12 protein-coding genes are annotated in these 12346 nt (G+C 72.4%); 9 read left to right on the top strand and 3 right to left on the bottom strand.

The features are described from left to right. Positions 1–48: 48 nt before the first annotated feature. From efeO to IE239_RS37530, 4 genes are read left to right on the top strand one after another with little or no spacing between them, the layout of a single operon-like run. Positions 49–1188 (top strand): iron uptake system protein EfeO, encoded by a 1140-nt coding sequence (gene efeO, locus IE239_RS37545; RefSeq protein WP_190153940.1) that lies wholly within the window; start codon positions 49–51, stop codon positions 1186–1188. A gap of 17 nt (positions 1189–1205) precedes the next feature. Then, positions 1206–2468 (top strand): iron uptake transporter deferrochelatase/peroxidase subunit, encoded by a 1263-nt coding sequence (gene efeB, locus IE239_RS37540; protein ID WP_190153939.1) that lies wholly within the window; start codon positions 1206–1208, stop codon positions 2466–2468. 3 nt (positions 2469–2471) lie between these two features. Beyond that, the gene (efeU, locus tag IE239_RS37535) at positions 2472–3365 is read left to right on the top strand and encodes an iron uptake transporter permease EfeU (protein WP_190153938.1); all 894 of its coding nucleotides are present in this window, start codon (positions 2472–2474) and stop codon (positions 3363–3365) included. Next, positions 3304–4326 (top strand): SCO2278 family lipoprotein, encoded by a 1023-nt coding sequence (locus IE239_RS37530; RefSeq protein ID WP_190153937.1) that lies wholly within the window; start codon positions 3304–3306, stop codon positions 4324–4326. Before efeU ends, IE239_RS37530 begins: the two co-directional genes overlap by 62 nt. 60 nt (positions 4327–4386) lie before the next feature. On the opposite strand, the gene IE239_RS37525 is transcribed toward IE239_RS37530, so the two are convergent. The 3 genes from IE239_RS37525 to IE239_RS37515 form a co-directional block, all read right to left on the bottom strand. Then, positions 4387–5124, bottom strand: coding sequence for a bifunctional DNA primase/polymerase (locus tag IE239_RS37525; RefSeq protein ID WP_190153974.1), 738 nt, complete (start codon positions 5122–5124; stop codon positions 4387–4389). Between the two features lie 204 nt (positions 5125–5328). Then, a complete protein-coding gene (locus IE239_RS37520; RefSeq protein WP_190153936.1) occupies positions 5329–5961 on the bottom strand; it encodes a TetR/AcrR family transcriptional regulator in 633 nt (210 codons plus the stop codon). Between the two features lie 92 nt (positions 5962–6053). Further along, positions 6054–7070, bottom strand: coding sequence for a Gfo/Idh/MocA family protein (locus IE239_RS37515; RefSeq protein ID WP_190153935.1), 1017 nt, complete (start codon positions 7068–7070; stop codon positions 6054–6056). Positions 7071–7157: 87 nt separating this feature from the next. Here IE239_RS37515 and IE239_RS37510 point away from each other — a divergent pair, with 87 nt between their 5' ends. The 5 genes from IE239_RS37510 (at position 7158) to IE239_RS37490 (ending at position 12311) form a co-directional block, all read left to right on the top strand. Then, positions 7158–8474: a multidrug effflux MFS transporter gene (locus IE239_RS37510; RefSeq protein WP_190153934.1), complete on the top strand. Its 1317-nt coding sequence runs from the start codon at positions 7158–7160 to the stop codon at positions 8472–8474. Continuing rightward, positions 8402–9595 (top strand): serine hydrolase domain-containing protein, encoded by a 1194-nt coding sequence (locus IE239_RS37505; RefSeq protein ID WP_373308210.1) that lies wholly within the window; start codon positions 8402–8404, stop codon positions 9593–9595. The genes IE239_RS37510 and IE239_RS37505 overlap by 73 nt, the downstream gene beginning before the upstream one ends. Before the next feature lie 73 nt (positions 9596–9668). Next, on the top strand, positions 9669–10658 hold the full coding sequence (locus IE239_RS37500; protein WP_190153933.1) for a small ribosomal subunit Rsm22 family protein: 990 nt from the start codon (positions 9669–9671) through the stop codon (positions 10656–10658). Between the two features lie 327 nt (positions 10659–10985). Next, the gene (locus tag IE239_RS43190; RefSeq protein WP_308435454.1) at positions 10986–11372 is read left to right on the top strand and encodes a DUF397 domain-containing protein; all 387 of its coding nucleotides are present in this window, start codon (positions 10986–10988) and stop codon (positions 11370–11372) included. A gap of 678 nt (positions 11373–12050) precedes the next feature. After that, complete coding sequence (locus IE239_RS37490) at positions 12051–12311, top strand: hypothetical protein (RefSeq protein ID WP_190153932.1); 261 nt, start codon at positions 12051–12053, stop codon at positions 12309–12311. Positions 12312–12346: the final 35 nt, after the last annotated feature.

Raw genomic sequence — 12346 nt, 5'->3', positions numbered from 1 at the left:
ATCCGCGTGCGCCAGTCACGCGGTTTTCAGCCACCGCTGGGAGCTTGAATGCGAGCCGCCGGACTGTCCGTCGTCACCGCCGTAGCCGCCGTCACGGCCCTGACCGCCGTCACGGGCTGCGCCTCGAAGAGCGACGCCAAGGACGGCGAGCGGGTCATCGGGGTGACGGCCACCGACTCCACGTGTGAGACCTCCAGGAAGGAGATCTCCGCCGGACACGTGGAACTCGCCGTCGAGAACAAGGGCTCCAAGGTCACGGAGGTCTACCTCCTCTTCCCCGACGACCGGATCGTCAGCGAACGGGAGAACATCGGCCCCGGCACCAAGCAGCGGGTCACCGCCGAGGTGAAGGCCGGCGAGTACCGCATCGCCTGCAAGCCGGGCATGAAGGGCGACGGCATCCGCCAGACCCTCAAGGTCACCGGCGGTTCCACCGCCGCGCGCGACCCCCGCCTGGACCAGGCCGTGGCCGCCTACCGCGCCTACGCGCAGACCCAGGCCGACGAGACGCTGCCCAAGGTCGCCGTCTTCGTCGCGGCGGTCAAGGCCGGGAACGTCGAGGCCGCCAAGAAGGCCTATGCGCCCTCGCGCATCGGCTGGGAGCGCACCGAGCCGGTCGCGGAGTCCTTCGGCACCATCGACCCCAAGGTCGACGTGCGCGCCGACGGCCTGGAGAGCGGCCAGAAGTGGACCGGCTGGCACCGGCTGGAGAAGGCCCTCTGGCAGGACAAGAAGATCGGCGCCGAGGAGAAGACCCTCGCCGACCAGCTCGTCACCGACCTGACCGACTGGCAGAAGCGGGTCGGCAAGGCCGTGATCACCCCGACCTCCATGGCCAACGGCGCCAAGGAGCTCCTCGACGAGGTCGCCACCGGCAAGGTCACCGGCGAGGAGGAGCGTTACTCGCACACCGACCTGGTCGACTTCAAGGCCAACGTCGAGGGTGCGCAGCAGTCCTACGAGCTGCTCAAGCCGGTCGCCAAGGAGAACGACGCCGCCCTGGTCACCGAGCTGGACAAGCAGTTCGCCGCGCTGGAGGCGCTGCTGGACAAGTACCGCCCGAACAAGACGTCGTACGAGTTCACCTCCTACGACAAGGTCGGCGCCGCCGGCCGCAAGGAACTGTCGGACGCGGTCAACGCGCTCGCCGAGCCGTTGTCCAAGCTCGCCGCCGCCGTCGCCAAGTAAACGAGGGGCACAGGAACATGACGGAGTCGCAGACGAGGAGCGGGAGTCCCTCCCGGCGGTCGCTGATCGGCTGGGGCGGGGCCGGGCTCGCGCTCGGCGCCGCCGCGGCCGGCGGCGCGGTCGCGATGACCCGCACCGGCAACGACGTCGACCCGGCCGGCGCCGACACGGGCGCCGCCGTCGCCTTCCACGGCGTGAACCAGGCGGGCATCGCCACGCCGGTGCAGGACCGGCTGCACTTCGCCGCGTTCGACGTCACGACCACGGACCGCGCCGAGTTCGTCCAGGTGCTGAAGGACTGGACGGAGGCGGCCCGGCGGATGACGGCCGGGAAGTCGGTCGGGGAGGGCGCCTACGGCGGTCTCGCCGAGGCGCCGCCGGACGACACCGGCGAGGCGCTGGGGCTCAAGCCGTCCCGGCTGACCCTGACGGTCGGGTTCGGGCCCTCGCTGTTCCGGAAGTTCGACCTCGCCGACCGGCGGCCGGACGCCCTCGTCGACCTGCCCACGTTCGCCGGGGACGCCCTCGACGCGGCCCGCAGCAACGGCGACCTGTGCGTCCAGGCGTGCGCCGACGACCCGCAGGTCGCCGTGCACGCGATCCGCAACCTGGCCCGGATCGGCATGGGCAAGGTCGTCATCCGCTGGTCGCAGCTGGGCTTCGGCAAGACCTCCTCCACCACGCCCGAGGCGCAGACCCCGCGCAACCTGATGGGCTTCAAGGACGGCACCCGCAACATCGCCGGCACGGAGACGGACCGGCTGGAGAAGTTCGTGTGGGTCGGCGAGAAGGACGTCACCGGGAAGTCGGCGTGGATGACGGGCGGCTCCTATCTCGTGGCCCGCCGTATCCGCATGCACATCGAGACCTGGGACCGCACCTCGCTGCAGGAGCAGGAGGACGTCTTCGGCCGTGACAAGGGCGAGGGCGCTCCGGTGGGCAAGGCGAAGGAGCGCGACGAGCCGTTCCTGAAGGCGATGAAGCCCGACGCGCACGTGCGGCTCGCGCACCCCGACGCCAACCACGGGTCGACGATCCTGCGCCGCGGGTACTCCTTCACCGACGGCACCGACGGTCTGGGGCGCCTGGAGGCAGGGCTGTTCTTCCTCGCCTACATGCGCGACGTGAGCAACGGGTTCATCCGCATCCAGCGCAATCTCGCCACCGACGCACTCAACGAGTACATCCAGCATGTGGGTTCGGCCGTCTTCGCCGTCCCGCCGGGCGTCCGCGACAAGGACGACTGGTGGGGCCGGACGCTGTTCTCCGGGGAGGCGTGACCCGTGTTCTCCAACTACCTGATCGGACTGCGCGAGGGCCTGGAGGCCTCTCTCGTCGTCTGCATCCTCATCGCCTACCTGGTCAAGACCGAGCGCCGCGACGCGCTGAAGCCGGTGTGGACCGGCATCGCCATCGCGGTGCTCATCGCGATGGTCTTCGGCAGCGTCCTCGAATTCGGCTCGCAGGAGCTGACGTTCAAGGCTCAGGAGGCCCTCGGCGGCTCCCTGTCGATCATCGCGGTCGCGCTGGTGACGTGGATGGTGTTCTGGATGCGGCGCACCGCCCGGCACCTGAAGTCGGAGCTGCACGGCAAGCTGGACACGGCGCTCGCGATGGGCACCGGCGCGCTGGTGGCCACCGCGTTCCTCGCGGTCGGCCGGGAGGGCCTGGAGACGGCCCTGTTCGTGTGGACGTCCGTCCACGCGGCCGGTGACGGCACCCCGCGCCCGCTGGTCGGCGCGGCGCTGGGCCTGGCCACGGCCGTCCTGCTGGGCTGGCTGTTCTACCGCGGGGCGCTGCGGATCAACCTGGCGAAGTTCTTCACCTGGACGGGCGGCATGCTGGTCGTGGTGGCCGCGGGCGTGCTGGCGTACGGGGTCCACGACCTCCAGGAGGCCGACTGGGTCCCGGGCCTGACGGACCGGGCGTTCGACGTCAGCGACACGATCCCGCCGGACAGCTGGTACGGCACGCTGCTGAAGGGCGTGTTCAACTTCCAGCCCGATCCGACGGTCCTCCAGGTCACGGTGTGGCTGCTCTACCTGGTCCCGACGCTCGCGCTGTTCCTCGCCCCGGTAGGGTTCGCCTCCGGGAAGGGGAAGGTGAAGTCGCCTGATGACCAGGGAACGCAGCCTGACGACCGGGGTTCGAGGGCGTCGAGGACTCCGCAGGCTTGACCGGTACGCCCTCGCGACGGCGTCGCTCGTCACCGTCTCGCTGACGGCGAGCGGCTGTGTGGTGGTCCACGGCGAGCTGGAGGTGCTCCCGTCGGCCACGCGGGGCGAGGCCGTGAAGGCCGTCGAGCAGTTCACGGCCGCGTACAACAAGGCGGACGCGGCGTACGACCCCTCGCTGGACGCCGGGCACACCGCCGGCGCCCTCGCGGTCATCGACGCGGCGCGGCTGAAGGCCGGCCGTCTCAACAGCCCGACGGGCAACCCGCAGCACACGCCGCTGGTGTTGTCGGACGTGAACTACACCGTCCCCGCGAAGGCGGGCTGGCCGCGCTGGTTCGTCGCCGACGCGAAGGGCAACAAGGGCGGCGACGCCCGCTGGCTGCTGGTGTTCACCCGTGAGGCGCGCAAGCGGCCGTGGCAGGCCACGTATCTGACGCTGGTGGCGCCGGGCGCGGTGCCGGCGTTCAAGAAGGACGCGGACGGGTGGGCCGAGGCCGTGCCCGCGGACACCGCCGGACTCGCCCTGGCGCCCCGGGATCTGAGCAAGGACTACACGGCGTACCTGCAGAGCGGCCGGGGCGCCTTCGCGGACGGCGCGTACACCAGCGCGCTGCGCGCCTCGCGGGCGAAGAACGCCACCAGGCCGGGCCTGGCCACCCAGTACGTCGACCAGCCGCTGGCCGGGGGCGAGTACGCGCCGCTGGCGCTGCGCACCGCGGACGGCGGGGCGCTGGTCTTCTTCACCACGCACCACTACATGAAGCAGACGGCGGCCGCGGGCGCCGCCGTGCCCACCCCGGACCCGGACGTGCGCGCGCTGACGACCGGCGAGATCAAGCAGTCCCTGACGATGGAGTTCGTCGCCGCGGACGTCGCGCTGAGCCCCGCGAAGGGCGCGCAGGACGGCAAGGTGTCGGTGCTGAGCCGCCTGGAGGGGTTCACCGGCGCCAAGGGCGAGTGAGGCCGGCGCGGGTGCGGATCGGGACCGGACGGGTGCGGCCCGGGTCCCGGGGGCACGCGGTCACCGGCGCAGCGGCCAGGCTCCCGGCGCGTGGTCGTGGTCCTGCCCGGTGTGGCGGGCGCAGGCGTCGGTGAGGGTTTCCAGGAGGGTCAGCGGGTCGGGCAGCGGATGCTCGGGGCCGCGCAGCCAGTGCACGGTCCGGCCGTCCTCGCCGGGGAGGCGGGCGGGCGGCACGAGGACGTAGGAGCCGCGGCAGTGCCAGCGCAGGCCGGGGTGCTCGTCCATGGTCTCGGGGTGGCAGTCCAGCTCGCACGGCCACCACTCGTCCTCGTCCTCGGGGGTGCCGCGGGTGAGGGTGAAGAAGAGCAGGCGTCCGTCGTCGCTCTCGGCGACCGGGCCGATGTCGACGCCGTCCTCGAGCAGCCGCTCCAGGGCTTCGCGGCCGGCTTCCAGGGGCACGTCGAGAACGTCGTGCGTCGTGCCGGTGGCGGTGATGAAGTTGGCCTGGGGCTGGTGGCGGGCCCAGCGCTCGACCTGGGCGCGGTCGGTCGTGGACTGCGTCTGCCAGGCGAAGGACACCGGGTGGCGGGCGGGGGTCGGACAGCCGACCCGGTCGCAGGAGCAGCCGTAGCCGGGGGCGGGATACGCGGCGGGCGCCAGGGGCAGTCCGGCTTCGGCGGCGGCCAGCAGCAGGGCCTCACGGTCGCCGCCGTCGGCGGCTTCGGTCGGGCCGCTCGCGCGCAGCCACTCCGTGAGTCTTCCCCACAGTCCGGTCCGGCCGTCGAACTCCGCGCTCATCTGTCCCCTCGCCTCGCTGGTGCGGACAGCATGCCCCATCGTCGCATCATCCCGCGCATCGGGGGCCCTAGCCGTGAAACGGGGCAGGTGGGACGGGTGGGGCCAGAGTGGCCGATGTGCCCCGGATCGCTCCTGGCCGCGAGTTGCGGATCGCGGGGGCTCCGGGGCTCCGGGGCATCAGGTGACCGGGCATCGGGCATCGGGTCACCTGGGGGCGAGGCCGTGGAGCGCGTAGTCGACGAGGGTGTCGGTGTACTCGTAGGTGATCGGGCCCGTGTACTGCAGCCAGCGCTGGGCGAGCGGGGAGACGAAGAACTCCAGGGCGATGCGCGGGTCGAGGTCGGCGCGGACCTGGCCGGCCCGCTGGGCGGAGCGCAGGCGGTCGACGTACAGCTGGAGGGACGGTTCCAGGAGCCGGGCCGTGAACTCGCGGCCCATCTGCTCGTCGACCACGCCCTCGGCGGCCAGCGCCCGGGAGGGGGCGTCGAACCGCGGGTCCTTCAACTGGTCGACGGTGGCCCGCAGGACGGCCTTGAGGTCGGCGGCGAGGTCGCCGGTGTCGGGGATGCCGTCGGCCTCGTGCCCGGCCCGGCCGGCGTCGCGGGCGGCCAGCTCGCCGAGGTCCAGGAACGCTTCGAGCAGGACGTCGGCCTTCGACCCCCACCAGCGGTAGATGGTCTGCTTGCCGACGCCCGCGCGGGCGGCGATGCCCTCGATCGTGGTCCTGGGGTAGCCGACCTCCACGACCAGCGCGAGGGCCGCGTCGTAGATGGCGCGCCGGGACCGCTCACTGCGGCGGCTGGTGTCGGGGGCCGGTTTGCCGGACTGGGTGACCATGCCCCGACGGTACCAAGGCTGTGAGACGGCACGTCTCGCGAGCGGTCCGGCGAGCGGTCCCTGCGAGCGGCCCCGGGGAGCGCGCGCGGGTCCTAGCGACCCAGGTCGCCGGAGGCCTCCTGGGGGTAGCGGACCCCGATCCGTTCCCGGGCCGCGTCCAGCGTCCGCATGACGGCGAGGCTGCCCTCGAGGGGCACCAGCGGGGACTCGGTCTCGCCGGCCCGCAGCGCGCGCATGACCTCGCGGGCCTCGTGCCGGAACGTCGTACGGGGGCCGTCCGCCGGGTCGGCGGCGAACTCCTCCGGGTCGCGGCCGGTGCGGTGCAGGACCAGACGGTCGGGGTGGAAGAAGCCGGACGGGATGTCGATGCGGCCGCGCGAGCCGGTGACGGAGGCGGTGGTGCCGGTGCCGCCGGAGAGGGAGCAGTGCAGCGCGGCGAGCGCGCCGGAGTCCCAGGACAGCGCCAGCGCCGTCTGCAGGTCGACGCCCTCGGTGGACAGAACGGCCTGGGCGGCGATGCCCGAGGGCTCGCCGAGCAGCAGGTGGGCGAAGGAGACCGGGTAGACGCCGAGGTCGAGGAGGGCGCCGCCGCCCTGCGCGGGGTCGCGCAGCCGGTGCGAGGGCGGGAAGGGCCCTTCGAGGCCGAAGTCGGCCTGCACGGTGCGGACCTCGCCGATCGCGCCGTCGTCGACGAGCTCCTTGAGGCGGCGGACGACCGGGTTGCAGTACATCCACATGGCTTCCATGAGGAAGCGGTCGTGCCGCCGGGCCAGCGCGACGAGCTCCTCGGCCTCGCGCACGTTCAGCGTGAACGCCTTCTCGCACAGCACGTTGCGCCCGGCCTCCAGGCACAGGCCCGCGGCGGTGCGGTGGGCGGCGTGCGGGGTCGCCACGTAGACGACATCGATGTCCTCGTCGGCCGCGAGGGCGGCCCACTCGCCGTAGGCCCGCGGGATGCCGAACCGTTCGGCGAACGCCTTGGCGGAGACCTCGGTGCGTGAGGCGACCGCGACGACCTCGGCGTCGGGCAGGTCGATCAGGTCCGCCGTGAACGCGCCGGCTATGCCGCCGGTAGCCAGGATCCCCCACCGCACCGTGTCCGTCGTCATACCCTGCCCCGCCCTCGTGCCGTCCCGTCAGTGTGTTCGAGCTGAGAGCATAGGTGGCCGAGACGTCGGAGAGGGAGGGGCAGCGACATGCCGGAGGGTGGGGCCGTACCCGAAGCGCCGGAAGCCGTCGTCGCGGCGTCGCCGCGCGAGCGGCGCACGACCGGACTGCTCGTCACGCTCGTCCTGGGCGGGCTGACCGCCACTCCCCCGCTGTCGATGGACCTGTACCTCCCGGCGCTGCCGGAGGTGACCCGCACGCTGCACGCGCCCGCAGCGACGGTGCAGCTCACGCTCACCGCGTGTCTGGCCGGCATGGCTCTGGGGCAGTTGGTGGTCGGCCCGATGAGCGACCGGTGGGGGCGCAGGCGCCCGCTGCTCGCCGGGCTCGCCGTCTACGTCGTGGCGACCGCCCTGTGCGCTCTGGCGCCGACCGTCGAGGTGCTGGTCGCGTTCCGGCTGCTGCAGGGACTCGCGGGCGCGGCCGGGATCGTGATCGCACGGGCCGTCGTACGGGATCTGTACGAAGGCGTGGCGATGGCCCGTTTCTTCTCCAACCTGATGCTGATCTCCGGGGTCGCCCCGGTGGTGGCGCCGTTGATCGGCGCGCAGATCCTGCGGACGACGGACTGGCGGGGCGTGTTCGCGCTGCTCACGGTGGTCGGGCTGGTGCTGGCCGTTCTGGTGTGGGCCAGGCTCCCGGAGACGCTGCCCGCCGGCGGACGCCACGCGGGCGGGGTCGGCGAGGCCCTGCGCTCGATGCGCCGGCTGCTGTCCGACCTGCGCTTCGCCGGCTACCTGCTCACGGGCGGCTTCGCCTTCGCCGCGCTGTTCGCGTACATCTCCGCGTCGCCGTTCGTGGTCCAGGAGATCTACGGCGCCTCCCCGCAGACGTTCGGTCTGCTGTTCGGCGCGAACTCGGTCGGGCTGGTGGTGGTCGGCCAGATCAACGGCAAGATCCTGGTGGGCCGGGTGCGGCTGGACCGGGTGCTGGCGGTCGGCCTGGCGACGGTGGCGCTGGCCGCGACCGCGCTGCTGGCGATGACGGCCGGCGTGTTCGGCGAGGTCGGGCTGGCCCCGGTGGCCGCCGCGCTGTTCGTGCTGATGTCCGCGATGGGCGTGACGCTGCCCAACGCGCAGACGCTCGCCCTGATGCGGGTCCGGCACTCGGCCGGCTCCGCCTCCGCGCTGCTCGGCACCTCCTCGTTCCTGATCGGCGCGATCGCCACCCCCCTCGTCGGGATCGCCGGAGAGGGAACCGCCGTCCCGATGGCCGTCGTCCAGGTGGCCGCCGCACTGGTGGCGTCGGCCTGCTTCGTGGTTATGTGCCGTCCCTGGACGGACGCGGGGACGCAGGACGGCGATCATCCCGGTCCGGGACCTTCGAGAGCGGGGGAGGAGAGCTGAGCGCACCGAGACTGCGCGTCGACACTCCGGAGCGGGCCGGGCTCGACCCCGAGGAGACGCGGCTGCTGGTCCGTGACGTCGCCGACCTCACCGCGGGCGACCGGCCCTGGGCGGCCGGCGCCGTCGTGGTCGCCGGGCGCGGCCCCGTGATCGCCGTGCGGGAGGCGGCGGGCTGGGCGGTGCGGTACTCGGCCTACGATCCGGCGGCCGGCGCGGGCGTGGAGCTGCCGCCCGAGGCGCGGGTCGCGATGACCGTGGACACCCCCTTCGACCTGGCCTCCCTCACCAAACTGTTCACCTCGGTCGCGGCGGTCCAGCAGATCGAGCGGGGCACCCTCGGCATCGACGCCCGGATCGGCGCCTATCTGCCCGACTTCGGCGCGGCCGCCGCACACGGCATCACCGTCCGCCAGCTCCTCACGCACACCTCGGGGCTGCGCCCCGAACTGCCCCTGTACGACTGCGCGGACGGCGGGGAGCGGCTCGCGCTGCTGCGCGCGGAGGCGCCGGTGGGCGAGCCCGGCGCGTACCTGTACTCCGACCTGAACATGCTGCTGCTGCAACAGCTCCTGGAGCGGCTGACCGGGCGCACGCTGGATGTCCTGGTGCACGAGGGCATCACCCGTCCGCTGGGGATGACCTCGACCGCGTTCGGGCCCTGCCCCGGCGCGGCCGCCACCGAGGACCAGCGCAGGCCGTGGGCGAAGGCGGACCGGGGGATGCTGCGGGGCGTGGTGCACGACGAGAACGCGTGGGCGCTGGGCGGGGTGGCCGGTCACGCGGGCCTGTTCTCCACCGGCCGCGACCTGGCGGTGTTCTGCCGGACGCTGCTGGCGGGCGGTTCGTACGGTCCAGCCCGCGTCCTCGGCCCCGACTTCGTGGAACTGCTGCTGACGCCTCCGGGGCTGGGCTTCGCGGTGGACCAGCCGTGGTTCATGGGCGAGCTGTCCGGTGAGGGCGCGGCCGGACACACGGGGTTCACCGGGACCTCGCTGGTCCTCGACCCCGCCACGGACACCTTCGTGGTGCTGCTGGCGAACACGGTGCATCCGGTGCGCAGGGCGCCGGACAGCGCGCCGCGCGCCCTGGCGGGGACCCGGATGGCGATGGCGGTGCGGTGAGGGCGACCGGCACGGGCCCCGGGCGGGCGGGTGCGTGGTGAGGGCGCGGCCCGCGGCCTGAGAAAATCGGCGCGTGAACCTCTCCGCATCCGCCGCCGAGACTCTCCGTGCCGCCCTCGGGGACCTTCTGGACGGGCTGCCGCCCAAGCAGGCCGCGCAGGCCGTCGACCGGCTCATCGCCAGCTACCGGGGGGCGACCCCGACCGACGCCCCGATCCTGCGCGACCGCGCGGACGTCGCCGCCTACGCCGCCTACCGCATGCCGGCGACCTTCGAGGCGGTGCGCTCGGCGCTGGAGGCGTTCGCGGACGCGGCCCCGGACTGGACGCCCGGCAGCCATGTCGACGTCGGCGGCGGGACGGGCGCGGCGACCTGGGCCGTGAGCGCGACCTGGGCGGGGACCCGCCCGGTGACCGTCCTCGACTGGGCGGAGCCCGCCCTGGCCCTGGGCCGCGAGGTCGCCGCCGCGCACCCGCCGCTCCGGGACGTCCGCTGGCAGCGCGCCCGCGTCAACGCGTCCCTGGTGCTGGAGAGCACCGACCTCGTCACCGTCTCGTACGTCCTCAACGAGCTGGCCGCGCCGGACCGGGCCGCGCTCGTGGACGCGGCCGCGTCGGCCGCGCAGGCCGTGGTGATCGTGGAGCCCGGCACCCCCGACGGCTACGCCCGGGTGATCGAGGCCCGCGACCGGCTGATCGCGGCCGGCTTCCGCGTCGCCGCGCCCTGTCCGCACAGCGCGGCCTGCCCGATCGAGCCCGGGTCGGACTGGTGCCACTTCTCGGCGCGGGTCAGCCGTTCCTCCCTGCACCGGCAGGTCAAGGGCGGCTCGCTGCCCTACGAGGACGAGAAGTTCAGCTATGTGGCGGCCGCCCGCTTCCCCGTCTCACCGGCCCCCACCCGCGTCGTCCGGCGGCCGCAGATCCGCAAGGGCCAGGTGCTCCTCGACCTGTGCGAGACCGAGGAGCGGCTCAGCCGTACGACGGTGACGAAGCGGCACGGCGAGCTGTACCGGGCGGCCCGCGACGCCGACTGGGGCGACGCCTGGCCGCCGGTCCGCCCGTGAGCGCGTTGTCGGCCGCGGCTGATGCGACGCCGTGTTGCCGACCAGCCCGCTTTCCCTTATGCGAACCCGAAGCAGACCACGGCTGTTTCCTGGACACCGGCGGATATCTCAGACATCAGCCCGGAAAATCTTCGCCGGACACCGACGGAGGGAGTCGCGGTACCTCAGCAAGCCCTGCGCACACCGAGGCTGACACCCACGTCCACACCCTCATGACGAAGGAGTGCTTCCAGGCCACGGTGGACCATGCCACATCGGAACCGAGCCCTGGCACGCACGCGTCCCCCGAGATGCCTTCATCAGGAACGCGGGCGCAAGGAGGAACAGTTGGGCGGCGAGGACGACCCGTCGGTCGGTGACGCGCTGATCGGCTTCCTGCTCGTCGGAGGGGCGGGCGTGCTCATCCCGGCCGCCGTCGTGCTGCCGCTGATCGGCCTGGGCATCTGGCTGACGCATCGCTGGCGGGGACGGCACGCCAGGGACCCCGCAGGAGTCGAAAGGCCTGCTGGACCGACTACTGGGAGAGCAATGAGCGCCGAAGCCCTTCAGTGGTTCAAGTCGACCTACAGCGGCAGCGAGGGCGGCGAATGCGTCGAGGTCGCCACCTGCCCCACCGCCATCCACATCCGTGACTCCAAGAACGCCCCCGAAGACGGCCCCGTCTTCCACGTGACCCCCACCACCTGGGCCGCCTTCACCACGTCCCTCCGGTAGAAGCCGCCCCGCTCAGCCCTGAACGGCCTTGCTGAGGGGACACAGGGTCGGCGATGGTGGGTCAGTGCCCTGAGCCTGTTCGTGTTTGACCCTGCACGCGATCCCACCCGTGACCACCCCGATCATTGATCTTGTGGTGTTACGAGGCGAATTGACGGAGGCGGCATGGGATCGGACATATTTTCTGGCCAGATTTCAAACGCTGCCCCGGCGGCACGTGCCGTGGGCGTTCTACAGAATCGGCCCAGCCGACGGTCGCGGTAGCGCGTCTCCGATCGCGAAGGCGGTGAGGCCCGCGCCTGCCGTAAGCCTGCAGCGGCGCGCAAAGCCGACTGTCGGGGCCACGGAATGCCCTGAGAGTCCTCACCCTCCTGTGAAGGGTGCCCCGAAGCATCGACGCCGGAAGGGGCTTGAGCCAGATCTCGAAACGCGCCCCGGAAAGCGGTGCGTTCTCGGCCTGAATGCCGGCCTCGGAGTCGGACTGGAATGCGGCGAGCATTTCACTCGCGGATACTTCGTTCATCTCATCGCCGCCTGACGGGTGACCAGGTTTCCCCGAGGTCGGGGCTGATCTCGTGGGCCTGGATTTCACCAACAAGGAGATGCTCATCTTCGAAGAAGACTTCATACGGAGTGTCGTGGATCTGAACATTCCTCAACGTGCCTGTGCCGGGATCGATGTCTGCCACCCTGTTGGACCAGCAGCAGCCCGCGCTGGCCCTCGGCCGGGAGATCGCCGCCGCCCACCCCGCGCTCGACGTCACCCGCTGGAGAAAAAGCAATCCGCCCCGCTGGATGACATCCAGCGGGGCGGGATTGACCGATGAGGCCGGTGTGACCGGCCGGCCGACCATTGCGCCAGTGACTGTGGCGCTAGCCTCGATCTTTCTTGACGGTCCACCGACGGAGTCGGCGGACCGTTTCGCTTTCGGTGGCTGAGGGCGGGCAGGCCGCTAGCCCGAGTGTCGCCTCGG

It is taken from the genome of Streptomyces humidus (assembly GCF_014649655.1).
GTDB lineage: Bacteria > Actinomycetota > Actinomycetes > Streptomycetales > Streptomycetaceae > Streptomyces > Streptomyces humidus.
The sequence above is the reverse complement of the archived record's forward strand: the minus strand, read 5'-3'. Positions and strand labels throughout refer to the sequence as shown.

Excerpts from the sequence above, each read along its gene's own strand:
- efeO (WP_190153940.1), top strand. The coding sequence starts at position 49 with ATGCGAGCCGCCGGACTGTCCGTCGTCACCGCCGTAGCCGCCGTCACG.
- efeB (WP_190153939.1), top strand. The coding sequence starts at position 1,206 with ATGACGGAGTCGCAGACGAGGAGCGGGAGTCCCTCCCGGCGGTCGCTG.
- IE239_RS37530 (WP_190153937.1), top strand. The coding sequence starts at position 3,304 with ATGACCAGGGAACGCAGCCTGACGACCGGGGTTCGAGGGCGTCGAGGA.
- IE239_RS37525 (WP_190153974.1), bottom strand. The coding sequence starts at position 5,124 with ATGAGCGCGGAGTTCGACGGCCGGACCGGACTGTGGGGAAGACTCACG.
- IE239_RS37520 (WP_190153936.1), bottom strand. The coding sequence starts at position 5,961 with ATGGTCACCCAGTCCGGCAAACCGGCCCCCGACACCAGCCGCCGCAGT.
- IE239_RS37515 (WP_190153935.1), bottom strand. The coding sequence starts at position 7,070 with ATGACGACGGACACGGTGCGGTGGGGGATCCTGGCTACCGGCGGCATA.
- IE239_RS37510 (WP_190153934.1), top strand. The coding sequence starts at position 7,158 with ATGCCGGAGGGTGGGGCCGTACCCGAAGCGCCGGAAGCCGTCGTCGCG.
- IE239_RS37490 (WP_190153932.1), top strand. The coding sequence starts at position 12,051 with ATGTCTGCCACCCTGTTGGACCAGCAGCAGCCCGCGCTGGCCCTCGGC.